The following is a 23,328-nucleotide window of genomic DNA, read 5'->3' as shown; positions in this document are numbered from 1 at the left end:
TATCTAGGAATGATTAAATTAGCTTGTACTTTTATTTGGCTTCGATGAAAATTTATTTTTGTGCACAGAGCCTATATAAAATCTAATCTTTATTGCCTATTTATCTTCTAACTTTTATACTTCTAGTTAGAAATAATTGAAAATTTATTCTTATGAAAGAAATTCTAGGCCCAATAAATGATGTTATAAAAAATTCTAAAGAGAATATTGTTAACAAAAGTCTTAAGAAACTTGATGTTGTCAGTAGAGAGGAGTTTGAGACTCAAAAGAAGATACTACTAAAAACAAGGCAGAAACTTGAACAAATAGAAGCAAAGTTAGACAAGCTTCTAAATGAGAAAGGATAAAATGTCGCTAGCGATATTAAAAAGTAGAGCTCAACTTGGTATTGAAGCTCCTGCAGTATCTATAGAGGTTCATTTATCTAATGGATTACCTGGACTTTCGATTGTAGGCTTACCTGAAGCAGCAGTCAAGGAAAGTAAGGATCGTGTCCGAAGTGCAATAATAAATTCAGGTTTTAATTTCCCAAATAAAAGAATAACTATAAATCTAGCTCCGGCAGACTTACCTAAAAGTAGTGGGCGTTTTGATTTACCAATAGCTTTAGGAATTTTATATGCTTCTGGGCAGATTAACCCATCAAAAAATATCGATGAATATGAGTTTGCAGGAGAGTTGTCTTTAAGTGGTGAACTTAGGAAAATATCTAGCGCTATCTCAATGGCAATAAAATGCGTTCATGATGATAAGAAGCTAGTTATTCCAATTCAAAATGAAAAAGAAATAGCCCTTGTTGAGGGTGTACAAGCATATGCACTATCTGACTTAAAAGGAACTGTTGATTTTTTGACTGGAGATATAGATAAAAAAGAGATTAGGTTTGAAACAGAAGTTGATTTTGAAGGCTTATATCAGGATCTAGAGGATGTAAAAGGACAGTATCAAGCAAAACGAGCTCTTGAGATAGCTGCAGCTGGTGGCCATAATATTCTTTTAGTTGGTCCTCCAGGTACTGGTAAGACAATGTTGGCAAGTAGATTAAATTCTATTCTGCCAGCATTAGATAAAAAAGAAGCTTTATCATCTGCGATGATTGCATCAATTAAAGGCGAGTCGGGTATTGCTGAGAGTTTCTATAAAAGACCGTTTAGGCACCCACATCATACCTCCTCAGGAGTATCGTTAGTTGGAGGAGGTAGCAATCCGATGCCTGGTGAAATTTCCTTAGCCCATAATGGTGTTTTGTTTCTAGATGAGTTACCAGAGTTTGATCGTAAAGTTTTAGAGGTTTTACGTGAGCCTTTAGAAACAGGTGTGGTAAATATCTCTCGAGCAAGATGTCAGGTTGAATATCCAGCAAACTTTCAGTTAATAGGAGCAATGAATCCATGTCCTTGTGGTTATCTAGGATCACAATTTAAAGAATGTACAGATTCTATACAAACAATTCGCCGTTACCAGAGTAAGCTTTCAGGACCTCTCTTAGATAGAATAGACTTACATGTTGAAGTGCTGGAGCTTTCAAAGGATGATTTGACGAATCAAGATTTACGTGGTGAGAAAAGTTGTGATGTAAGACAAAGAGTTGAAAAAGCTCGACAGGCCCAAATTACAAGACAAGGTAAAACCAATTCCATGTTAAGTAGTAAAGAGTTAGATCAAGTTTGTAGCTTAAATGCTGAGAATAAAGAAATGCTATCTCAGGCAATAGAAAAACTTGGGTTATCAGCTAGAGGATATTATAAAATATTAAAAGTAGCTAGAACTATAGCTGATATTAACGGTAGTGAAGATGTTGATAAAATTGCTATACAAGAGGCGATAAGTTATAGAAAAATGGATAAGTTTATTAAGTAACGTTAAAAGGAATTTAAGCTATAAAGTAACTATAAATACTCTAAAGTAGAAATCACCCTATGTTTAGACTAGTTTATTTTCTATAATAATCATCAGAAATATAATTAAGAGTTAGTGTCTTTGAGACTAAGAGGTATTATTTTATGAGAAAACTTTTTTTGGATGCATTTAATCAACAGAAGTTAGATAAGCCGCCAGTGTGGATTATGCGCCAGGCAGGTAGATATTTGCCAGAATATAGAGCTGTTAGGTCAAATTTTGAGAACTTTATGGATATGTGCCGTAAAGCAGAGGCTTGCTGCGAGGTGGCTTTACATCCATTAGAACGCTATGATCTAGATGCTGCGATTGTTTTTTCAGATATTTTAACGATTCCTGAAGCAATGGGTATGGATCTTAAATTTATCAAAGGTGTTGGGCCGGTATTTTCGGATCCTATAGAATCAGAGAAAGATCTGGCTAGATTAAAATCTATAGAAGATAGCGTTGGAGATTTAGAATATGTATATAACGCTGTTAAGACTACAAAATCAGCAATAAGCGTACCTTTAATAGGTTTTACAGGTAGTCCTTGGACATTAGCAGCTTATATGATTGAAGGCTCTGGGTCAAAGCAATTTAATAAATTAAGAAAAATGATGTATGCAAATCCTCAGCTAATGCATGCTTTATTGCAGAGGTTGGCAGATATAACTGTTATATACCTACTTGAGCAAGTTAAATCAGGGGCTGACTCTTTGATGATCTTTGATACATGGGGTGGAATCTTACCTCTAGAGCAGTATAAAGAGTTTTCTTTGAAGTATATGGAGTATATTGCTAGTAATGTTAAGAAAAAGGCGAATGTTCCAGTAGTATTTTTTACTAAGGGTGGGGCTAACTTTTTTGATGAGTTAAAAGATAAGTCGTGTGATGGTGTTGGGGTTGATTGGAGTGTCACTATAAAACAAGCGCGTCATAGGGTTGGTGTTGGTAAGGTTCTTCAAGGTAATTTTGATCCAGCATTCCTATATGGAACACCAGAAAGTATTAGACAGACTGTTAAAAAGTATATGGAATTTATCCAGTCTGATAGATTAAATAACTATATTGTGAATCTAGGGCATGGAATTTATCCAGATATAGATCCTGATAATGTTAAGATAATGATAGATGCTATTAGAGAATTTAGTGTTTAAGGCGCTTAATTACAATAAGATTTGTGAAAATGCTTGACATAGTGAAAAACACTGTTATTATATACGGTTATAGACGCGGGGTGGAGCAGCTTGGTAGCTCGTCGGGCTCATAACCCGAAGGTCGTTGGTTCAAATCCAGCCCCCGCTACCAATCAGGAATTTTTTTATAAAGGCCCTTCAAGGGCCTTTTTGCTATCTGAGGATATGCAAAATCTAAGGGGTGAAAATGTTACTAGATGATTTATATGATATAGTAGAACCCATCACAGCTGACTTAGGCTATATTTTATGGGGAATCGAAGTTGTAGGAAGCGGTAAAGTTACTATACGTATCTTTATTGATCATGAGGATGGTGTTTCAGTTGATGATTGCCAAGCTGTTAGCAGAGAAGTAAGTGCAATATTCGATGTTGAAGATCCAGTATCTGGAAAATATGTTTTAGAAGTATCTTCACCAGGGATGAATCGCCAAATCTTTAATATAACTCAAGCACAAGCGTTGATAGGTTTCAATGTGAAGGCTGTTACTTTAGCTCCTGTTGAGTCACAAACAAAGTTCAAAGGTTTGCTAAAAGAAGTTGATGGTAATAATGTTATTCTAGAGTTAGAGAATAATAAAGAGGTGAGCTTTGATTTTGATGAGCTTAAAAGGCTAAGAGTATCACCAGATTTTAGTTAGATAGAAGGAATTAGATATGAGCAAAGAATTATTGTTAGTATTAGAAACTGTAGCTAATGAAAAAGATATTTCAAAAGATCTTTTATTTGAGGCTATGGAAGAAGCTTTAGCTATTGTAACTAAAAAAGAGCTTGATGAGCAAATGAATATCGAAGTTACTATCGATAGAGTAACAGGCGAGTTTACAGCTGATAGAGTTTGGCATATTGTTTCTGAAAATGAAGATTTAATAGATTATTCAAAAGAGCTATATGAAGATGTTGCTCAAGAAAAAGGCTATGATGTTAAAGCTGGCGATGTAATTCGTGAGCCTGTAGAGGTTGATGGATATGGTCGTATAGCTGCGACTATGGCTAAACAAATCTTGATGAAAAAGATTAAGAACTTTGAGAAAGAAAAGACAGCAAAAATCTATCAAGAGAAGATTGGGGATATTGTCTATGGTGAAGTTAAAAGAGCAACTTATGAAATATTAGTTGTTGATCTAGGTAGTAACGCTGAAGGTATATTACCGAAGAAAGATCTTATCGCTAGAGAAAGATTCCGTGTTGGCGATAAAATCAGAGCTTGTGTTGAAACTGTTGAACAAGATGAGTTTGGTACTCCAAGTACAGTAATGCTAAGCAGAGCAAGTGATACAATGCTTAAAGCTTTATTTAAACTTGAAGTTCCAGAGGTTGAAGAAGAGCTTATCAATGTAGTCAATGTTGTTCGTGAGCCTGGCTTTAGATCTAAAGTGACAGTTAAAAGTAACGACCAAAGAATCGATCCTTGTGGAGCATGTGTAGGTGTGAGAGGGTCAAGGATTCATTCAATTATGAGTGAATTAAATGGTGAAAAAGTTGATGTTATTCTTTGGGATGAAGATACTGTTCAATATGCTATTAATTCTTTATCTCCAGTGGATTCTGAAGATATATTGGAAGTAAATGTTGATGAAGAATCAAGCACAATGGATATCGTTGTTAAGCAAGAAAGCTTATCTAAAGCCATTGGTAAAAATGGTGTTAATGTTAGATTGGCTAGTGCACTTATTGGATGGAGAATAAATGTTCTATCTGACACTGAGCAAGAAGAAAAACAAATGTCTATTGTTGAGAAATTTGTTGAAGTTTTAGATATAGACCATGATTTTGCTTTAGTGCTAATAGAAGAAGGTATTGAAACATTAGAGGATCTAGCATATCTAGATAAAGAAGAACTTTTAGAGATTGAAGGTTTTGATGAAGAGGTTGTTGATGAGCTTCAAGAGAGAGCAAAAGCGGCTGTTTTATCAAAAGCTTTAGGTGATAAGGAGCCTGCTGAAGATTTATTAAATATGCAGGGCATGAGCCAAGATTTAGCAAATCAATTAGCTCAAAATAATATAGTTACTATGGAAGATCTAGCAGAATTGTCAGTTGATGAGCTACTAGATATTGTAACTATGGATGAAGAACAAGCAACAGATTTAATTATGCAAGCAAGAGCTCCTTGGTTTGAATAGGAAAGTACACGTATAATATAGAGTACAAGGGAGAGGGAAATGGCAGATATTACAGTTGGGCAATTAGCACAACAAACTAACAAAGATGTAGATACACTACTTAAGCAACTTGAGTCTTTTGGTATATCTAAGTCTAATGAAAAAGATACACTTACATCTGATGAGATGAAAACACTTTTAGCGAAGATTAATAGTGCAAAAAGTTCATCAGCTAGAAAAAAAGTAACTACTATGAAGCTAGATGGTAAACATAAGATTAATGTTTCAGTTAAGCGCAAAAGACGTGTTGCTAAAAGAACAGAGGATATTGCTCCAAGTGCTGCACAGAGTAATGCTCAAGTAGAAGAGCAACCTGCTAAAGAGGCTGGGCCTGTAGCAGAAGATGCTAAAAAAGAGCAAACTCCTGTGACTCCACTTGAGAAGACTTCTGAGAAAAAAGTAGAAACTATAGTGGCACAAGAGCCTAAAAAAGCAGCTGTGAAAAGTAGTGGTTTTAAAATCACATCAATGCCAGAAGCTGCTCCTGTGACAAATAGTCAAGGTGATGATTCTTCTAAAACAGACGCTGCTAATAAGCAGTCAAAGAAAAAGCCAGCTAAAAAGACTTTTTCTGATTCAAGTACTAGTAATACTAAGTACAAAAGAGAAGAGGAAGAGAAAAAATCTAAAGCTAAGAAGGCTGGAGGCAAAGGGTTTAAAAAAGCTAACCCTAGACAGTTATCTCAACTTACAGGTGATTTAGATTCATTCGATGAGTTTGGTTCTAGAAAAGGTAAAGTAAAACATTCAAAAGTTAAAAGGCAAGAGTTTACTAAGCCTGTTGAAAATACAGTAAAAACTGTAGAGATATATGAAGGCGTTACTGTTAGTGATTTGGCTCAAAAGATGGCTGTTAAAGGTGCCGAGGTTGTTAAAATATTGTTTAACATGGGCGTTATGGCAACTATTAACCAATCACTAGATCAAGATACAGCGATTTTAATAGTTGAGGAAATGGGACACAAGTATACTTTACATAATGAAAATGCTCTAGAAGAAGCTGTTACTACAGTTGATAGAAGTGGCTATAAGCAAATATCAAGAGCGCCTGTAGTTACGATCATGGGTCATGTTGATCATGGTAAAACATCTCTATTAGACTATATTCGTAATGCAAGGGTTGTTGATAGTGAAGCAGGTGGTATAACACAGCATATTGGTGCATATTCTGTTAAAACTAAGAAAGGTGCTTTGACATTCTTAGATACTCCAGGCCATGAGGCGTTTACATCTATGCGTGCTAGAGGAGCTAAGAGTACAGATATCGTAATTTTAGTAGTAGCTGCAGATGATGGTGTGATGCCACAAACTGAAGAGGCTATTCAGCACGCAAAAGCTGCGGGAGTGCCAATTGTTGTGGCTGTAAACAAAATTGATAAACCTGAAGCAGACCCTGATAAGGTAATCGGAGAATTAGCTCAAAGAGATGTTATTCCTGAATCTTGGGGTGGTGATGTAATGTTTGCGAATGTTTCTGCAAAAACGGGTGAAGGCGTACCAGAGTTACTTGATGCTGTGTTGTTACAGTCTGAGGTTCTTGAGTTAGAGGCTTTTGTTGATGGTAACGCTGAAGGTGTTGTAGTTGAGTCTCGTTTAGAAAAAGGACGTGGTCCTGTTGCAACAGCTCTTGTTCAAAATGGAGAGCTTAAGCAAGGCGATATAATTCTTTGTGGTAAAGAGTATGGTCGTGTAAGAGCAATGTACAATGATCTTGGTAGTCAAATTAATATAGCAGGTCCTTCTACACCTGTTGAGATACTTGGTTTGTCAGGTGTTCCAGCTGCAGGTGATGAGATGATTGTTGTTGAAAGCGACAAGAAAGCAAAAGAAGTTGCAACTCAAAGAGCACAAAAGCAAAAAGAAGCTAAAATTGCTCAAGAGCAAGCTCTTAAACTATCTAACATGTTCAATAACATGGGCAAAGATGGTGAGCAACAAGTTCTTAAAATTATCCTTAAAGGTGATGTGCAGGGTTCTGTAGAGGCTATTAGAGAGTCTCTAAATAAGCTTTCAACTGAAGAAGTTAAAGTTGATATTATAGCTAGTGGTATCGGTGCAATTACATCATCTGATGTTACTTTAGCTGTTGCATCAACAGCTGTAATAGTCGGTTTTAATGTTCGTGCTGACGGTGCCGCTAAGAAACTAGCTGAAACTGATGGTGTTGAGCTTCGTTATTATAATATTATCTATGATCTAATAGATGATGTTAAGAAAGCGATGACAGGTTTACTATCTCCAGAGATGAAAGAGCAAATCATTGGTATTGCTGAGGTTAGAGAAGTTTACAGGTCATCTAAGTTTGGTTCAATTGCTGGTTGTATGGTTACTGAAGGAACAGTTAAGAGAACTAATCCAATACGTGTATTAAGAGATAATGTTGTTATCTATGAAGGAAGTCTTGAATCACTGAAAAGATTTAAAGATGATGCTACAGAAGTCAAAAAAGGTATGGAATGTGGTATCGGTGTGAAAAACTATAATGATGTTCGAGCAGGTGATCAGATAGAAGTATTTGAGGTTATCGAAGTAGCTAAGGAGTTATAGTATTATGGCTGCAGAAGGTAGAGTGCAAAGAGTAGCAAGTGAATTACAGAAAGTAATATCTTTATTGCTACGTACTAAAATAAAAGATCATAAACTTGCTACGGCAACTATTACAGAGATAGATCTTTCTAGAGATTTATCTTATGCTAAAGTTTACTATACATGCCTTGTAGCAGAAGATGGAGCATATATTGCAAAAGCTTTTGAAAAATCAAAAGGTTTCTTTAGATCATCAATTGCAAAATCTCTAAATCTAAGAATAGTACCAAATCTTAAGTTTATCTATGATAGTTCATTAGATTACGGTATGGAAATGGAAGATAAAATACAAAAAGCTTTAGATGCAGATTCTAAAATAATCAAGCAAGACGATAAATCTCTTGAAGATAATTATAAGGATAGCAATAAAGAAGATAAAGCTGAAAAATTGAGGTAGATTTTCTATGAGTAAGATTACTGCCATTAGAGGGTTTAATGATATATTGCCCGAGCAAAGCCGTAAATGGCAATTCCTAGAGTCTAAAATAAAATCCATTCTTAATCGTTATAACTATAATGAAATTAGATTACCAATCTTAGAAAAGAGTGAGTTATTTCACAGAAGTGTTGGTGAGACATCTGATATCGTCTCAAAAGAGACTTATGATTTTAGTGATAGAAATGGTGATAGCTTAACATTACGACCAGAAGGAACAGCTGGTTGTGTGAGAATGGTTATAGAAAATAGCCTTGCTAATAGAGGTCGAACTCAGAAGCTATGGTATTGCGGGCCAATGTTTCGCTATGAGCGTCCACAAAAAGGGCGCTATCGTCAGTTTTATCAGCTTGGTGTAGAGGCTTATGGCTTTGATTCTATTGCTATCGATCTAGAGATTCTTTCTGTAACATGGAGCTTATTTAAAGAGTTAGGAATTTCAGAGCATGTTACATTAGAGTTAAATAGTTTAGGTTCAAGTGCTAATAGGCAAGAGTATGTTAAAGCACTCTTAAAATATTTAGAACCTTATCATAATGAACTAGATGAAGACTCTATTAAGAGGTTGGATAAAAATCCTTTAAGAATATTAGATTCAAAAATAGTAAGAACTCAAGAAATTCTTGAAAATGCTCCAAAGCTAATAGATTTTATCGATGATGAGTTTAAGCAAAGGTTACAACAAACTTGTGAATATCTTGATGCTATAGGTGTTAGTTATATCGTTAATCATAATCTTGTAAGAGGATTAGACTACTACAGTGGCTTAGTTTTTGAATGGACAACTGATAAGCTTGGTACTCAAAGTGCTATTTGTGCTGGTGGTAGGTATGATAGCTTAATAGAGAACCTTGGCGGGCAAAAAACAGGATCTATAGGCTTCGGTATCGGTATGGAGCGTTTGTTACTGCTTATGGAAGATCTTGGTAAACTATCTAGTGAAAATTCAGATTGTGATGTTTTCTTTGTTCTAGAAAAAGATCAGCTACACAAGGCTTTTGCAATAGTTGAGAGTGTTAGAATAGCACTTCCTGGTCTGAGAGTAGATATGGATCTTAAGGCTGGAGGCTTTAAATCACAGTTTAAAAAGGCTGATAAGTCAGGAGCACAGATTGCGGTAATAATTGGCCATGATGAGTTAAAAAATGGGGTTGCAAGTATTAAATATCTTCAACAAGATCGTGCCCAAGAGCAAGTTCTGCTGAGTGAGTTAGTAAACTTTTTAGAAAGATAAAGATATGAAACTACATAATATAAAAGGCTATGCTTGGATTGTTGTAGGTCTAAGCTCGTTCTTATTGATCGACAAATATATAATGAACGTTTCTCCTAGCCTTATTGCTAATGATCTGATGAGTAGCTTTTCTATAAACGCTACTGAGATGAGCGCAATGGTTTCATTATTTTTGTGGTCTGTAGTTTTTTGTCAGTTTTTTGTTGCTGGCCCTGTTGTTGATAGACTGGGTTTTAGGAAAGTTAGTTTCTTCTCTTTGATTTTATCAGCTGTTGGTCTTTTACTATTTGTTTTATCAGCAGATCTACATAGTTTTGCTTTAGGATGTGTTTCAAGATTAATGATTGGCATTGGAGCATCTTTTGCAACAGTTGGATATATAAAAGCCGCGGCGGTATGGTTTAGTCCACGAAAGTTTGCATTTGTGTGTAGTTTTCTTATGACTGCTGCAATGACCGGGGCATTGTTAGGACAAGTGCCTTTAGCATATTTAATCGAGCTAACTGGTTCTTGGCATAGAGCTTTGGTGACTTATGCCTGTTTTAGTGTTGTAATGGCTCTGCTTTATTTAGCACTAGTAAGGGATTATAATCCTCATGCATCACATGTTAATGAGAAAACAGCTGATTCAGGAACTCTTGCGGGGATAAAAAAAGTTCTTTTAAATAAAAACAACTGGTATCTTACTTTATATACTGGCCTGACCTTTACAACAATAGATGTTTTTGGTGGGATATGGGGAAATAATTATTTTAGAGAGCTATATGGAATAACTTCAAAAGATGCATCATTTATTGTATCTATGATGTTTTTAGGTCTTGCAATAGGGTCACCAGTTATAGGAAAGCTTTCTGAGAAGTTTGATAATAGAATTGGGATAATGGTGGTGTTTCACATTATTGCAACTATTTCATTGGCAGCTGTTTTGCAGTTTAAGCTGACTCCGGCATTTTCTGGAGTATTATTGTTTACGTTTGGCTTTTGCTTGGGTGTTTATATGCTTGCATTTGCTATAGGTAACAGGATTAATCCTATAGTTGTCGCAGCAACAGTTGCAGCGCTAATTAATACAGGAGAGCCTCTGCTTGGAGCCTTATTTGATCCACTTATTGGGCATATGTTAGATATGACCTGGACAGGTCAGTATATTGATATACATAATAACATCACGACTGTAGTATCAGAAGGTGCGCATAGATATTTTGGTGTTGAGGCTTACCATAATGCTTTTCTAATATTGGTTTTAAGCATGGTTGTATCATTCTTCTTATTAGTTTTAGTTAAAGATAGAGAAGTTAAGTGAAAAAATGAACCTTAAAGAAATATACTTTGAAAAAGTAAAAAAACTTAATCTAAAGCCAGACTCCTTACAGATAGAGGCTGTAGAAAATTTACAAAAAATAGTTGATCAGCTTCTTTCGAAAAAAGTTTCAAAAGCCAGGTTTTTTTCTAAATCTATCTACCCGTCTATAAATGGTCTATATATGTGGGGAGGTGTTGGTAGAGGTAAAACATTTATTATGGATATCTTTTATAATAATTTACCTATAGAGAAAAAAAGACGTCAGCACTTCTCTCATTTTATGAAAAATATTCATGCACAACTAAGAAAATATCAAGGCAAAAAGAACCCTATTTCAAAAGTAGCTTATGATATGGCTAAGGAGATGCAGATTATCTGCTTTGATGAATTTTTTGTTGAAGATATTGCAGATGCAATGATTTTAGGAAGTGTTTTTACAGAATTGTTTAAATTAGGTGTAGTTTTAGTTGCAACATCAAATATAGAGCCAGAAAAGTTATACCGTAATGGTTTGCAAAGAGAGTTGTTTTTACCTGCTATTGATGTTTTGCTTAAGAATGTTGATGTTTTGAATTTAGATTCAGGGGTAGATTATCGTTTTCGCTTACCGACAGATTATATGAATTATTTATATCCATATAATGAGCAAAATCGGAAGAATTTTTTTGATAGATTTTTTATAAGGAATAAACATCTTGAAAAAGATACTCATATAAGGGTTTTAGGAAGAGATATTCCAACAATGCTGCTAAGTGATAATAATGTTTGTTTTGATTTTAAAGTAATTTGTGGAAATGGCAGAAGTTCTCAAGACTATATAGAGCTTTGTGAGAGATTTGAGCAAATATTTCTATATAATTTGATTGGCTTTGATGAATATAATGAAGATATGGCAAGGCGCTTTATTGCTATTATAGATGAGCTCTATGATCAGAATAAAAAAGTTGTAATTTTAGCTAATTATGATTTTAAAGAAATGTATAAGGGTGAACGATTGAAGTTTGAATTTCAAAGAACAATAAGTCGATTAAATGATATGCAAAATCCAAAATTTGGGGTTTTAGATGAATAAAGTTCAGTTTCTTGAGGTTTCTGAAGATGTTGATAATCAACGTATAGATAATTTCCTAATAGGAAAATTCTCAAAGCTACCAAAATCTTTAATTTATCGTTGGATTCGTAAAGGTGAATTACGTGTAAATAAAAAGAGAGTGAAGCAAACTTCGAGAGTTGCTGCTGGAGATGTTGTACGGGTGCCTCCTTTTAGTCTTGAAGATGATCAAAAACAAATTAAAGTATCTCAATCACATCTTGATTTTCTTGAGCAAAGAATACTCTATGAAAATGATGACTATATTGTTGTGAATAAACCGCCAGGAATGGCTGTGCATGGTGGTTCTGGGGTGAATTCAGGGTTAGTCGAGCGATTAAGACAATTACGTCCCAAAGCTAGACGTTTAGATTTAGTTCATAGATTGGATAAAGAAACTTCAGGCTGTGTTCTTTTAGCCAAAAAGCATAGTTCATTAGTATACTTCTTTGATTTGTTTAAGCAGAGAGATGTTAACAAAATATATTATGCTATAGTTCATGGTAAATGGGATAAAAATATTAAAGAAATAGATTTGCCATTAAAAAGAACGGAAACTAAAGATGGTCAAAGACTAGTTAGGGTCGATAGGAAAGAAGGTAAAAAAGCACTTACTAGAGTTGTATCTGTCAAGCATTTAGGTGATTATAGTTTGCTTGAGATTAAGCTAGAAACTGGTAGAACTCATCAGATCAGGGTGCATACAAAAGCGATGGGTTGTCCTATAGTTGCAGATAAGAAATATGGTTTTGCAGATAAGGATGCAAAATTAAGTAATAAAGGTGTCGATAAGTTATTACTTCATGCTGGAAAGTTGGAGTTCTACGATGAAAAGCAACAGCAAAAAATATCGATAATCGCTAAGTTAGATGATAGGTTTAATAAATTTCTATAGATTTAGTCTTTGGTGTCTTTAATCATAAGTAATATTATCAATGATGCAATCATACTAACAACAAGGGTTGTAAAGGCAAAGTGATAAGAGCTTAGGTCAAAGTATTTTATGTCTGCCGAGCTAGTATGCTGAGATACTATTTCGCCAGCTTTATTGATATATTTTCCAGTCCAAGATAAATCTAAGAAATAGCCTATTAATGGATCGAAAATGGCTCCTAGAATGGGCTCTCCAGTGTTAATGAAAGCAGCAACTGTAGCTGTGATTATGATTGGGTTAATGCGATTGCCTATAGCAAATGAAAGCATATATATTCCTAAGCATAAGCCAAAAATAAACAATAAAGTTGCCGATATTGTAGCACTAGTCTTTGCTAATAAAACAAAACTAATAGCTATAGTTCCTATTATATGGAAGATTATCATTACCCCTTTTCTGCTATTAAGAGTTTCAGATAATTTACCAATGATTGGAGATCCTATTGCCATTCCTATAAATATCATTGATATTATACTGGCAGCTTCTTCTCTAGAGACATGATAAGCCTCACGGAAATAAGCATTACCCCAAAACCCCGCAAATGCATCCACAGCAGTAAAGCTTAATCCAACGTAAAATGTCAAAAGCCAGTTGTTTTTGTTTTTAACGACTTCTTTTAGTGCATCTATAGTTTTTAGCTGATTACTAGGTGAACTGGCTTCAGGCTGTTTAGGGTTAAAATCACGCACAACAATGTAATAAACAACACCCATCAATAAACTAGCTACTGAAAAAAGTAGCATAGCCATCTTCCAGTCGCCACAAAGGCTAATTAAATATGCTAGAGGCGCTTGAGCACAAAGTGCGCCAATCATTGCAGCGGTAGCTAAAAAACTGGCTGCAAAGGCAAATTTGCGTGGTTCAAACCATACCGAGACGGCCTTTAGATAAGAAATAGTTGCAAAAGATACGCCCAATCCGGTAATTATCCTAGCAATATAGGCCATACTCAGACTGCCAAGGTTAGCTGCCACAACAAACAAGATGACACCTATTGCAGAAATAGTTATTGAAATAGGGCTAATAAGTCTAAATCCAAATTTATCAATAATTGGCCCAGCTAAAAAAAGCTGACATATAATTATTGACCAAAAAAAAGCAGATCCTAAAGCTCCAGTTTCTGTAGCATTTGTGCCAAAGCTTGACATCATATTATCTGTTATTAAACTAGGAAAAACTTGCATAATATACTTATCAAAGAGCAAGAAAGAGCTAAGTATTATTATTATCCAGGCATAGCCTCGGATATTGTGTATTTTTTGAGTCATAAGTCCGTTGTGTTATTACAAGCTATAATATGAAGCTTAATTTTAAGCATGAAATAATAGTAATTCAAGGTAAAAGCTTTTTCTTTGCTAATATAATATTTTTTGTTATGATAAGGCATATTTTTATTAAGTGAAGCGTGTAGTATGTTAGCAAACATAAGGATTGATGCTAAAAAGTTTGTATTTATACAAGTGTTTTTAATTTTAATTGGTTATAGTATTACATGGCTGTCTTTTAGCTATATCTATGCAAATTCATTTCTTATGGGTGCTATAGCTATGTTTGCGGCTAATTTTGTCTTTTTCGCGAGACTTTTTATCCATAAACAATTTTCCCCTGGTGTTGAAATTGTTATTTTTTATTTAAGTGAATTGCTGAAGTTGGGCATAGTAGCAATCATAACTATAATGTTAGCTATTTATGTGAAACCAAAATTATTTCCTTACATTTTTGGATTAGTTTTGTTACAATTAGTGGTATGTTTTGTGCCTATCTTGTTTAAGAAGACTAGATAGGTTTATTTTTATAGTTTGAAATAAAAAATAATAATTTAAAGGTTAATTATTAAATTTTAATATTGGTGGAAACTTTAATGGCAAATACAGAGACTGGCTCTCAAGTAGCTACTGAATATGTACAGCATCACTTGCATCATTGGCAAATAAGCTTGGGCAAAGGTGCATTCTGGCAGCTTAATATTGACTCTATTTTAGTAAGTGGTATCTTAGGAGTTGTCTTTATTCTTGCGATGTTTTTGGTGGCAAGAAGAGTTCACTCTGGAGTTCCTGGGAAGTTCCAAAATATGGTCGAGGCAATATGGGAGTGGATGGATGGTTTAGTAGCTGAAAACTACCATCATAAGAGAGATTTTGTAACTCCGTTAGCTCTTACAATATTTGTGTGGGTTGTTTTAATGAATTTAATGGATCTTTTGCCCGTAGATCTTTTTGGTTGGATTCTGAGCTTTTTCGCTGGTGGTCATGAACCATATTTTAGGGTTGTTCCTACGGCAGATCCAAACGTAACTTTCGCTATGTCTATAGCAGTATTCTTCTTGGTTATCTTTTATAACCTTAAAGCAAAAGGTTTTGGTTTAACTAAAGAAATTTTAAGTGCTCCTTTTGGGATTTGGTTATTCCCATTAAATATATTTTTCAGATTAGTTGATGAGATTGTTAAGCCAGTCTCTTTATCTCTACGTCTATTTGGTAATATTTTTGCTGGTGAACTTATCTTTATCTTAATAGCATTGTTACCTTGGTGGTTCCAGTGGGTATTAGGAGGAGTGTGGGCTATATTCCATATATTGATAGTTTTAATCCAGGCGTTTGTATTCATGATGTTAACTGTTGTCTACTTAAATATGGCACAGGAAGCTCATTAATTTTTAATTAACTTAAAAAGATAAATCTATAAAAACAGGAGAAATAAAAAATGAATATGTCTTTACAAGTATTAGGAAATTTAAATGGTTTAACTGCAATTGCAGTTGCTCTACTAATTTCTTTACCTGCATTAGGAACTGCTATTGGTTTTGGTGTTCTTGGTGGTAAGTACCTTGAAGGTGTTGCTCGTCAGCCTGAACTTGGTGGTATGCTACTTGGTCGTATGTTTATTGTTGCTGCTTTCGTGGATGCGTTCGCTGCAATTTCAATAGCTATTGGTTTCTTAGTTCTTTATGCAAACCCTCTAGCTATACCTGGTTTAGCAGAAGCAGCTCAAAAAGTAGTTGGCGCATAATAAATATAAAATCATAAATTTCATTATCTAAAGGATAAGTAGATGGATATTAATATAACCCTAATTGGCCAGATGATAACATTTGCAATCTTTGTTGCTTTTACAATGAAGTTTGTATGGCCACCGCTACGCAAGGCTTTAGACGAGCGTAGAGAGAAAATAGCCGAAGGACTAGCTTCTGCTGATAGGGCATCTAGAGAATTAGAAGTTGCTAAAAGAAAATCAGCTGAAGTTTTACGTGAAGCTAAAGCAAAAGCTACTGAAATAGTTGAAAATGCTTATGTTAGAGCGCACAAAGTAGATGAGCAGGCAAAAGAAGAAGCTATTGCAGCAGCTGATAAAATCAAAAGTATGGCAATGGCTGAAATTGAGCAAGAGAAGATAAAAGCTAGAGAAGACCTTAAACATGAGATTGTTACTTTAGCTATGGCTGGTGCTAGTAAAATTATATCAGCAAAAGTTGATCAAAAAGCTAGTCATAAAATTTTAAAAGACTTTGTAGAAAAGGTATAATTTTAATAAGGTAGGCACATGGTAAATCTAAGTGTGATCGCGAAGCCATATGCAAAAGCTGCATTTGAGTTTGCAAATGAAAATAATCTACTACAAGAATGGTCTAAGTTACTTAAAGTATTTGCTGAGTTAGTTAAGGATAAGTCTATCTCAGAGATTATATCCAGTCCTGTTTTTTCGCAAATAGAAATAGTAAAAGAATTAAAAGATCAATTAGATGAAAGCTTTTTTAATTTTCTTGTTTTGGCTGCAGAGAATAAAAAACTATTAGTTTTGCCGGGAATAGCTGAGCAGTATGAAGTTTTCAAAAATGCCCATAACAATACTAAAACAGCAAATGTTACTTTAGCATATGTTGCAGATGAAGATTTGTTAGCTGATTTGAAAGAGAATCTTGAAAAGAGATTTGGCTGTTCTATAAATGTTGAAGTAGATGTTGATCCTACGATAGTCGGCGGAGCAATAGTTAATGTTGGCGATACGGTTATTGATAACTCTGTATCTGGTCGTTTAGAGAATTTAAAAAGTATTTTGTTGTCATAAATTATAGGAAGTGAGCTTATGCAATTAAGTCCATCAGAAATAAGTGGTTTAATAAAACAAAGAATTGAAAAGTTTGATAATGCTATCGAACTTAAGTCAGAAGGAACAATCGTTAGTGTAGCTGACGGTATTGTTACTATATATGGTTTGAATGATGTAACTGCTGGTGAAATGATTAAATTACCAGGAGATGTATTCGGTCTAGCACTTAACTTGAACACGGACTCCGTTGGTGCAGTTGTTCTAGGTGAATATGATCATATTAAAGAAGGTGATAAAGCATTCTGCACGGGTAGAATCTTAGAAGTGCCTGTTGGTGAAGCTCTTCTTGGAAGAGTTGTAGATGCTTTGGGTAATCCTATCGATGGTAAAGGTGAGATCGAAACTGATCATTCATCGCCAATCGAGAAAATCGCTCCAGGAGTTATTTGGAGAAAATCTGTAGATCAGGCTTTACAAACTGGTGTTAAATCTATTGACTCAATGGTTCCAATTGGAAGAGGTCAAAGAGAGCTAATTATTGGCGATAGACAGATCGGTAAAACAGCAATTGCTATTGATACAATTATCAACCAAAAAGGAACAGGTGTTAAGTGTATTTATGTTGCTATTGGTCAAAAAGCATCATCTATTGCTAACATAGTTAGACAGCTAGAAGAGCATGGGGCTATGGAGCACACTATTATTGTTGCTGCGACAGCTTCAGATTCTGCTGCATTACAATATATTGCACCATATGCTGGTTGTTCTATGGGTGAGTATTTTAGAGATCGTGGTGAAGATGCTCTTATCATCTATGATGACTTAACTAAGCAAGCATGGGCTTATAGACAGATTTCACTACTATTAAGAAGACCGCCAGGGCGTGAAGCATATCCTGGTGATGTTTTCTATCTTCACTCAAGACTTTTAGAAAGAGCTGCTAGAGTGAATGAAGAGTATGTTGAGAAGTTTACAGAAGGTAAAGTTAAAGGAAAAACTGGTTCTTTAACAGCACTACCAATTATTGAGACTCAAGCTGGTGATATATCAGCATTTGTACCTACAAACGTAATTTCTATTACAGATGGACAGATATTCTTAGAGACAGACCTGTTTAACTCTGGTTTAAGACCAGCGATAAATCCAGGTAACTCTGTATCTCGTGTAGGTGGTGCAGCACAGACTAAAATTATTAAGAAACTAGGTGGTGGTATTCGTCTAGCTCTAGCTCAGTTTAGAGAATTAGAGGCGTTTTCACAGTTTGCTTCTGATCTAGATGAAGCAACAAGAGCTCAGTTAAGTAGAGGTCAAAGAGTAACTGAGCTTCTAAAGCAGAAACAGTTCTCTACATTATCTATCGCTTTGATGGCATTATCGCTATATGCTGTTGATAATGGTTATTTAGATAGCTTAGAAGTTTCAGAGGTTATACCTTTTGAGGCAGCTTTACATGCTTTAGCTGAAGATAAATATGCAGATGTAATTGCAGATATTAACCAAACTGGTAAATATGATGCAGAGGTTGCAGATAAATTAAGAACTATTGTAGAAGATTGCAAAGCAAATCAAGCTTGGTAGGGGTATAGACTATGTCTAATGCTAGAGAAATAAAATCCAAAGTAGCCAGTGTTAAAAATACTCAAAAAATCACAGGCGCTATGGAGTTAGTAGCTGCAAGTAAGATGAGAGGAGCTATCGTTAAAATGAATAACGTACGCCCTTATGTTGAAAGTGCAAATACTATTATTAAAAATGTCACTGCTGCAAGTATTGATTATCCTAACCCTTATCTATTTGATAGAGAAGCAAAAAGAGTAGGCTATATAATTGCATCAACAGATAGAGGCTTATGTGGCGGCTTAAACATTAACCTTTTCAAACATGTATTGAAGGATATTAAAAAGCATCTTGATAATAGAGTTGAAGTTGATGTTTGTGTTGTTGGCTCAAAAGCAGAGGCTTTCTTTACAAAATTAAAAGATGTAAATGTTGTGGCAACAGCTCACTATAATGACAAAGATCTTGATGGTAGCGTAAGATCTATAGGTGGCGCTGTTAAGGTAATGTTAGATAAGTTTACAAATGGTGAGATTGATCGACTATATATGAGTAGTAACGAATTTGTAAGTACTATTAAGCAAAAGCCAAGGTTACAAACATTGTTGCCAATTCAAGATATCTTCTCTGAAGAAGAAATAAAAGCAAATAAAGAGCAAGCATCTAAAGGCCACTGGGACTATATCTATGAAAGGGATATAGAAGAGGTTTTAAATGCTCTTTGTATTAGATATATTGAAGCTCAGGTTAGAGGAGCTATATTAGAAAATGCTGCATGTGAGCAGGCTGCTCGTATGATGGCAATGAAAAATGCAACTGACAATGCAAGTGATATTATTGATCAGTTGAAACTAGATTATAATAAAGTAAGACAAGCGATGATTACACAAGAGCTTGCAGAAATTTGTTCAGGTGCGGCAGCAGTTTAGGAGAGGTAAATGAGTACAGGTAAAATTATTCAGGTAATTGGTGCTGTTATCGATGTGGAATTTTCTCGAGATAACACTCCAAAAGTATACGATGCTTTAAATGTAGAAGAGGCTGGTTTAGTACTAGAAGTACAGCAACAGATTGGTGATGGAGTGGTTCGTACTATTGCTATGGGATCAAGTGATGGTCTTAGACGTGGTATGGAAGTTAAAAATACTAATGCTCCTATTTCTGTTCCAGTTGGACAAGGCACTCTAGGACGTATTATGAATGTTTTAGGTGAGCCAATAGATGAGGCAGGGCCTATTGAATATACTGAAACAAGATCTATACATCAAGCCCCTCCAGCATATGATGAGTTAGCACTGAGCACTGAAATCTTAGAAACAGGTATCAAGGTGGTTGACCTTATTTGTCCATTTGCTAAAGGTGGTAAAGTAGGTCTATTTGGTGGTGCAGGTGTTGGTAAGACTGTAACAATGATGGAACTTATCAACAACATTGCTAAAGAGCATAGTGGTTATTCAGTATTTGCAGGTGTTGGTGAAAGAACACGTGAAGGTAATGACTTTTATTATGAGATGAAAGATTCTAACGTATTAGATAAAGTATCTCTAGTATACGGTCAGATGAATGAGCCACCAGGAAATAGATTAAGAGTAGCTCTAAGCGGTTTAACAATTGCTGAAGGTTTCCGTGATGAGAAGCGTGATGTTTTAATGTTTATTGATAACATCTACCGTTATACTCTAGCAGGTACTGAGGTTTCTGCTTTATTAGGTCGTATGCCATCTGCGGTAGGTTATCAACCAACACTAGCAGCAGAAATGGGTGCTTTACAAGAGCGTATTACGTCCACTAAGACTGGTTCAATCACTTCAGTTCAGGCTGTATATGTACCAGCAGATGACTTAACAGACCCATCTCCAGCGACAACATTCTCTCACTTAGATGCGACAATTGTACTATCGCGTCAAATTGCTGAGTTAGGTATTTACCCTGCTGTTGATCCATTAGATTCTACATCTAGACAGCTAGATCCGTTAGTTGTTGGTCAAGAGCATTATGAAACAGCTCGTGCAGTACAAAAAGTACTACAAAGATACAAAGAGCTAAAAGATATTATTGCAATTCTAGGTATGGATGAATTATCTGATGAAGATAAGAAAACTGTAGATAGAGCACGTAAGATCCAAAGATTTTTATCTCAGCCGTTCCATGTTGCTGAGGTATTTACTGGAAATCCAGGTAAATTTGTATCATTAAAAGATACTGTTGCTAGCTTTAAGGCTATTGTTAATGGTGAATATGACCATTTACCAGAGCAGGCTTTCTATATGGTTGGATCTATACAAGAAGCGATTGAGAAAGCTAAAACTCTATAAGTAGGGTAGAAATATGACAAAAAATTATCTAAAAGTTGATGTTGTAAGTCCTTTAGGATCAGTATTTAAAGGTGAGGCTGATATTGTAAGCTTACGTGGCAGTGCTGGTGAAATGGGTATCGCTTATGGACATACTGAATTATTATCAACTATGCCTGCTGGTGTTGTTAATATTAGAAAAGATGATCATACAGATGTGTTATATGTATCTGGTGGGATTTTAGAGGTAACTCCAACTCGTGTAACTATAATGGTTGATGATATGGAGAGAGCAGAAAATCTTAATCAAGCAGAAGCTGAAAAGGCTAAAGCTAGAGCTGAAAAAGCACTTAAAAATCCAGATGCATCTAAGCTAGATATAGAAGATGCCAATAAGAGGTTAAAAGAGGCTGATGCTCGCCTTAAAGCTCTTAATTCTTCTAAAGGTTTATATTATTCTAAAGATAACTAAATTCATCATTTTTTATATTCTTCTATCTAACTGCAAAGTTGTATAAAATCACTTATAAAGTTATAATGAACTTTTAGGTTTTATAATTTCTTTGGTATGCGATTTAGTATAAAAACCTCTCTATCGACTATATTCTTGTTAATATTTTTTAGTACTTTTTCTGTAGCACAAGTAGCTAAGTCTATAGCAGTTCAAGATACTATTAATAACAAGCAAAATGATAAATTCTCAATTTTATCTTTGTTAAATAAAAAGCAAGATGTTAATACTGAAAGGACTATTGCAAAGCAGTCTTTGACGGATCAGGCGATTAAACTAATACTCCCTCAGTTAGATAAGTTGATATCTGGAGCAAAACTTGTGGGTGTATCAGGAGTTTTTGCTGAGAAATTAAATGACTGTGTTTATAGGAATAAATGTACTCTACACCAAAGCAAAATAGAGGGCCCTATAGTTGCGGGCTTTTTACCAATATGGGGCAAGAGTAGTTCTTATAACATCTTTGGCCATCAGGTAACAACAAAGCCTATAGATATATCAATACCAAAGAATCAGGACTACTGTGATAAATATCCAGAAATTTGTAAATATAACGTAATAGTAGCTGCATATTTAACTTATAGTAATAGTGGCGGCTTTAAGCTTGCTTTTGGCCAAGGAAATAGAGCTTCAGCAAAAATTTATACTCCAGAACAGTTAAAAGCTTTTATTGCATATATGAAATCAAAAGGTAAGCATGTAGTAGTTTCATATGGGGGAGATAGGTCTCATATTGATTGGGGAACTATAAATTTTGATGATCTTAAGCCCTTGATGCAGCAGTATGGGTTTGATGGAGTAAACTTTGATTTGATTGGTACAGAAATCCCTAATAGTGACAAAATATCAAAGTTAGCAGCAAAGAAGATAATGGTATTTGCCAGTTCTATGAGGCAGGTAAATCCAAATTTTTGGCTGACCTTTTCACCAGAGTGGGACTATATAGTTGCACCAGTAGCCAAAAATGGCAAGGATAATATTTATACCAATGATAACTATATTAGCTTATTAAAGAATATCGGGATTGAAAATATAAATTATATTTTATTAAATACTTACTCTGATAGAGCTTCAGATAAAATATTTAGTTTCTATAAAGATAAGACTAATAATTATTTGAAAATCATGCCTCTAGATGGTTATGATGAGTTTTTGGCTTCACTTGCATGGGCTTTGACTACTAAAGAAGGTCGAGATGCTAATCTAGCAAAATATGGTGAAGAGAGGTCAATTATAATACCTGCTGATAAACTAGTATTTATTATTCCTGCAATGAAAGGAGCTGTCCACGGTGGTATGGTTTATGTGCTAAATAAGCAAAATATTGATACAGCTATTTCACTAATGAAGGAGCATCAGGCTTCATTTGCTGGATTTGCACTTTGGAGTATTGATTTTGATGCTATGTCAATTAAGAAAGGGGAGCTTGGGAAAAAATATGCTCATAAAGCTTGGAGTATGACAAATGCTATATCAGAATTAAAACTTCCAGATGCCTATAAGGATAGAGCTAAAAATAAGAAAGTTAATAATATTGATAAAAATAAGAGTACTAGAAATAAGTCAAAAAAGCTTTCTAAGTTTAGTATTAGCTATCCTAGTCAAATAGGTTTTTATACAGAAAATACTATTGTTAGTTATCATCATGAAAAATATAAATGTGCTTCTCGTTTAGATTTAAAGCTATGTAATGATAAAAGATATATTCCTAATAGTGTCATGGGTCAGTTGGTTTGGCATAAGTTGCGTACTTTAAAAAATGAGCAATCAGTAAAGAAAGAATCTAAAATTCTTAAGAAGAAAATTACTGTATATCCAGCTAATATTGGCAGTTACAAATCAGGACAAATTGTTGTATCTGGCGGTAGAAAGTTTAAGTGCTTAACTAAGAAAGAAAGACAATGTAATGATATATCATATTCTCCTATAGGCAAAAAAGGTTATGTAGCTTGGGCTAATATCTCTGAGGATAATGCTCGTTTAGAAAATAGTAAGTATGAGCATATATATCCTGAAGGGGACTGTTGAAATCTGATATTAATTTTAAAATTGTTTAAAATATACTGAAAAGTAATATATGATTTTTTTATGTTA

At 34.7% G+C, this 23,328-nt stretch carries 22 protein-coding genes and 1 tRNA gene; 22 read left to right on the top strand and 1 reads right to left on the bottom strand.

The genetic code is table 11. The annotated features are described in order from the left end of the window. The first annotated feature begins 152 nt into the window (after positions 1–152). The 12 genes from AB8E56_RS07500 (at position 153) to AB8E56_RS07445 (ending at position 12,786) form a co-directional block, all read left to right on the top strand. Positions 153–347 carry an accessory factor UbiK family protein gene (locus AB8E56_RS07500; protein WP_329479668.1) on the top strand — a complete coding sequence of 65 codons (195 nt, stop codon included), beginning with the start codon at positions 153–155 and terminating at the stop codon, positions 345–347. Between the two features lies 1 nt (position 348). Further along, a complete protein-coding gene (locus AB8E56_RS07495) occupies positions 349–1,860 on the top strand; it encodes a YifB family Mg chelatase-like AAA ATPase (RefSeq protein WP_329479666.1) in 1,512 nt (503 codons plus the stop codon). Between the two features lie 143 nt (positions 1,861–2,003). Next, the gene (gene hemE, locus AB8E56_RS07490) at positions 2,004–3,038 is read left to right on the top strand and encodes a uroporphyrinogen decarboxylase (protein ID WP_329479664.1); all 1,035 of its coding nucleotides are present in this window, start codon (positions 2,004–2,006) and stop codon (positions 3,036–3,038) included. A gap of 74 nt (positions 3,039–3,112) precedes the next feature. Further along, positions 3,113–3,189: transfer RNA gene (locus AB8E56_RS07485), tRNA-Met, on the top strand. Between the two features lie 75 nt (positions 3,190–3,264). Beyond that, entirely contained in the window at positions 3,265–3,717 is a 453-nt protein-coding gene (gene rimP / locus AB8E56_RS07480) for a ribosome maturation factor RimP (protein ID WP_329479662.1), read from the top strand. A gap of 16 nt (positions 3,718–3,733) precedes the next feature. Then, positions 3,734–5,203 (top strand): transcription termination factor NusA, encoded by a 1,470-nt coding sequence (gene nusA / locus AB8E56_RS07475; RefSeq protein WP_329479660.1) that lies wholly within the window; start codon positions 3,734–3,736, stop codon positions 5,201–5,203. A gap of 39 nt (positions 5,204–5,242) precedes the next feature. Beyond that, the gene (gene infB, locus AB8E56_RS07470) at positions 5,243–7,789 is read left to right on the top strand and encodes a translation initiation factor IF-2 (RefSeq protein ID WP_329479658.1); all 2,547 of its coding nucleotides are present in this window, start codon (positions 5,243–5,245) and stop codon (positions 7,787–7,789) included. Between the two features lie 4 nt (positions 7,790–7,793). Next, positions 7,794–8,225: a 30S ribosome-binding factor RbfA gene (gene rbfA / locus AB8E56_RS07465; RefSeq protein WP_329479656.1), complete on the top strand. Its 432-nt coding sequence runs from the start codon at positions 7,794–7,796 to the stop codon at positions 8,223–8,225. 7 nt (positions 8,226–8,232) lie between these two features. Beyond that, entirely contained in the window at positions 8,233–9,498 is a 1,266-nt protein-coding gene (hisS, locus tag AB8E56_RS07460; protein ID WP_329479654.1) for a histidine--tRNA ligase, read from the top strand. Positions 9,499–9,502: 4 nt separating this feature from the next. After that, entirely contained in the window at positions 9,503–10,801 is a 1,299-nt protein-coding gene (locus tag AB8E56_RS07455; protein WP_329479652.1) for an MFS transporter, read from the top strand. Positions 10,802–10,805: 4 nt separating this feature from the next. Continuing rightward, positions 10,806–11,873, top strand: a complete 1,068-nt coding sequence (gene zapE, locus AB8E56_RS07450) for a cell division protein ZapE (protein WP_329479650.1) — start codon at positions 10,806–10,808, stop codon at positions 11,871–11,873. Beyond that, entirely contained in the window at positions 11,866–12,786 is a 921-nt protein-coding gene (locus AB8E56_RS07445; RefSeq protein WP_329479648.1) for an RluA family pseudouridine synthase, read from the top strand. The genes zapE and AB8E56_RS07445 overlap by 8 nt, the downstream gene beginning before the upstream one ends. Positions 12,787–12,788: 2 nt before the next feature. On the opposite strand, the gene AB8E56_RS07440 is transcribed toward AB8E56_RS07445, so the two are convergent. Beyond that, on the bottom strand, positions 12,789–14,093 hold the full coding sequence (locus tag AB8E56_RS07440; RefSeq protein ID WP_329479646.1) for an MFS transporter: 1,305 nt from the start codon (positions 14,091–14,093) through the stop codon (positions 12,789–12,791). 144 nt (positions 14,094–14,237) lie between these two features. Between AB8E56_RS07440 and AB8E56_RS07435 the strand changes: the two genes are divergently transcribed. The 10 genes from AB8E56_RS07435 (at position 14,238) to AB8E56_RS07390 (ending at position 23,262) form a co-directional block, all read left to right on the top strand. After that, positions 14,238–14,609 (top strand): ATP synthase subunit I, encoded by a 372-nt coding sequence (locus AB8E56_RS07435; RefSeq protein WP_329479644.1) that lies wholly within the window; start codon positions 14,238–14,240, stop codon positions 14,607–14,609. A 77-nt stretch (positions 14,610–14,686) separates the two neighbouring features. Further along, complete coding sequence (gene atpB, locus AB8E56_RS07430; protein WP_329479642.1) at positions 14,687–15,478, top strand: F0F1 ATP synthase subunit A; 792 nt, start codon at positions 14,687–14,689, stop codon at positions 15,476–15,478. A gap of 50 nt (positions 15,479–15,528) precedes the next feature. Then, a complete protein-coding gene (locus tag AB8E56_RS07425; RefSeq protein ID WP_192578651.1) occupies positions 15,529–15,834 on the top strand; it encodes a F0F1 ATP synthase subunit B in 306 nt (101 codons plus the stop codon). A 42-nt stretch (positions 15,835–15,876) separates the two neighbouring features. Beyond that, positions 15,877–16,347 (top strand): F0F1 ATP synthase subunit B, encoded by a 471-nt coding sequence (locus AB8E56_RS07420; protein WP_329479640.1) that lies wholly within the window; start codon positions 15,877–15,879, stop codon positions 16,345–16,347. Positions 16,348–16,365: 18 nt separating this feature from the next. Continuing rightward, positions 16,366–16,890 carry a F0F1 ATP synthase subunit delta gene (locus tag AB8E56_RS07415; RefSeq protein ID WP_329479638.1) on the top strand — a complete coding sequence of 175 codons (525 nt, stop codon included), beginning with the start codon at positions 16,366–16,368 and terminating at the stop codon, positions 16,888–16,890. A gap of 18 nt (positions 16,891–16,908) precedes the next feature. Next, positions 16,909–18,450 carry a F0F1 ATP synthase subunit alpha gene (atpA, locus tag AB8E56_RS07410; RefSeq protein WP_329479636.1) on the top strand — a complete coding sequence of 514 codons (1,542 nt, stop codon included), beginning with the start codon at positions 16,909–16,911 and terminating at the stop codon, positions 18,448–18,450. Positions 18,451–18,461: 11 nt separating this feature from the next. After that, positions 18,462–19,358 carry a F0F1 ATP synthase subunit gamma gene (locus AB8E56_RS07405; RefSeq protein ID WP_329479634.1) on the top strand — a complete coding sequence of 299 codons (897 nt, stop codon included), beginning with the start codon at positions 18,462–18,464 and terminating at the stop codon, positions 19,356–19,358. 9 nt (positions 19,359–19,367) lie between these two features. Next, positions 19,368–20,744, top strand: coding sequence for a F0F1 ATP synthase subunit beta (gene atpD, locus AB8E56_RS07400; RefSeq protein WP_329479632.1), 1,377 nt, complete (start codon positions 19,368–19,370; stop codon positions 20,742–20,744). A gap of 13 nt (positions 20,745–20,757) precedes the next feature. Next, positions 20,758–21,195, top strand: a complete 438-nt coding sequence (locus AB8E56_RS07395) for a F0F1 ATP synthase subunit epsilon (protein ID WP_329479630.1) — start codon at positions 20,758–20,760, stop codon at positions 21,193–21,195. 96 nt (positions 21,196–21,291) lie between these two features. Continuing rightward, positions 21,292–23,262, top strand: a complete 1,971-nt coding sequence (locus AB8E56_RS07390) for a hypothetical protein (protein ID WP_329479628.1) — start codon at positions 21,292–21,294, stop codon at positions 23,260–23,262. Positions 23,263–23,328 lie beyond the last annotated feature (66 nt).

Source organism: Francisella sp. 19X1-34, from assembly GCF_041102755.1.
Taxonomy (GTDB): domain Bacteria; phylum Pseudomonadota; class Gammaproteobacteria; order Francisellales; family Francisellaceae; genus Francisella.
Note: the sequence above shows the minus strand (reverse complement) of the source record. Positions and strands in the feature narration are given on the sequence as shown.

Bases quoted from the DNA above. Each gene is read 5' to 3' on its own strand.
- infB (WP_329479658.1), top strand. From the start codon at position 5,243: ATGGCAGATATTACAGTTGGGCAATTAGCACAACAAACTAACAAAGAT.
- AB8E56_RS07420 (WP_329479640.1), top strand. From the start codon at position 15,877: ATGGATATTAATATAACCCTAATTGGCCAGATGATAACATTTGCAATC.
- AB8E56_RS07435 (WP_329479644.1), top strand. From the start codon at position 14,238: ATGTTAGCAAACATAAGGATTGATGCTAAAAAGTTTGTATTTATACAA.
- AB8E56_RS07455 (WP_329479652.1), top strand. From the start codon at position 9,503: ATGAAACTACATAATATAAAAGGCTATGCTTGGATTGTTGTAGGTCTA.
- hisS (WP_329479654.1), top strand. From the start codon at position 8,233: ATGAGTAAGATTACTGCCATTAGAGGGTTTAATGATATATTGCCCGAG.
- rimP (WP_329479662.1), top strand. From the start codon at position 3,265: ATGTTACTAGATGATTTATATGATATAGTAGAACCCATCACAGCTGAC.
- AB8E56_RS07390 (WP_329479628.1), top strand. From the start codon at position 21,292: ATGCGATTTAGTATAAAAACCTCTCTATCGACTATATTCTTGTTAATA.
- atpA (WP_329479636.1), top strand. From the start codon at position 16,909: ATGCAATTAAGTCCATCAGAAATAAGTGGTTTAATAAAACAAAGAATT.
- AB8E56_RS07445 (WP_329479648.1), top strand. From the start codon at position 11,866: ATGAATAAAGTTCAGTTTCTTGAGGTTTCTGAAGATGTTGATAATCAA.
- hemE (WP_329479664.1), top strand. From the start codon at position 2,004: ATGAGAAAACTTTTTTTGGATGCATTTAATCAACAGAAGTTAGATAAG.
- AB8E56_RS07495 (WP_329479666.1), top strand. From the start codon at position 349: ATGTCGCTAGCGATATTAAAAAGTAGAGCTCAACTTGGTATTGAAGCT.
- atpD (WP_329479632.1), top strand. From the start codon at position 19,368: ATGAGTACAGGTAAAATTATTCAGGTAATTGGTGCTGTTATCGATGTG.
- AB8E56_RS07500 (WP_329479668.1), top strand. From the start codon at position 153: ATGAAAGAAATTCTAGGCCCAATAAATGATGTTATAAAAAATTCTAAA.
- rbfA (WP_329479656.1), top strand. From the start codon at position 7,794: ATGGCTGCAGAAGGTAGAGTGCAAAGAGTAGCAAGTGAATTACAGAAA.
- AB8E56_RS07405 (WP_329479634.1), top strand. From the start codon at position 18,462: ATGTCTAATGCTAGAGAAATAAAATCCAAAGTAGCCAGTGTTAAAAAT.
- AB8E56_RS07425 (WP_192578651.1), top strand. From the start codon at position 15,529: ATGAATATGTCTTTACAAGTATTAGGAAATTTAAATGGTTTAACTGCA.
- zapE (WP_329479650.1), top strand. From the start codon at position 10,806: ATGAACCTTAAAGAAATATACTTTGAAAAAGTAAAAAAACTTAATCTA.
- atpB (WP_329479642.1), top strand. From the start codon at position 14,687: ATGGCAAATACAGAGACTGGCTCTCAAGTAGCTACTGAATATGTACAG.
- AB8E56_RS07440 (WP_329479646.1), bottom strand. From the start codon at position 14,093: ATGACTCAAAAAATACACAATATCCGAGGCTATGCCTGGATAATAATA.
- nusA (WP_329479660.1), top strand. From the start codon at position 3,734: ATGAGCAAAGAATTATTGTTAGTATTAGAAACTGTAGCTAATGAAAAA.
- AB8E56_RS07415 (WP_329479638.1), top strand. From the start codon at position 16,366: ATGGTAAATCTAAGTGTGATCGCGAAGCCATATGCAAAAGCTGCATTT.
- AB8E56_RS07395 (WP_329479630.1), top strand. From the start codon at position 20,758: ATGACAAAAAATTATCTAAAAGTTGATGTTGTAAGTCCTTTAGGATCA.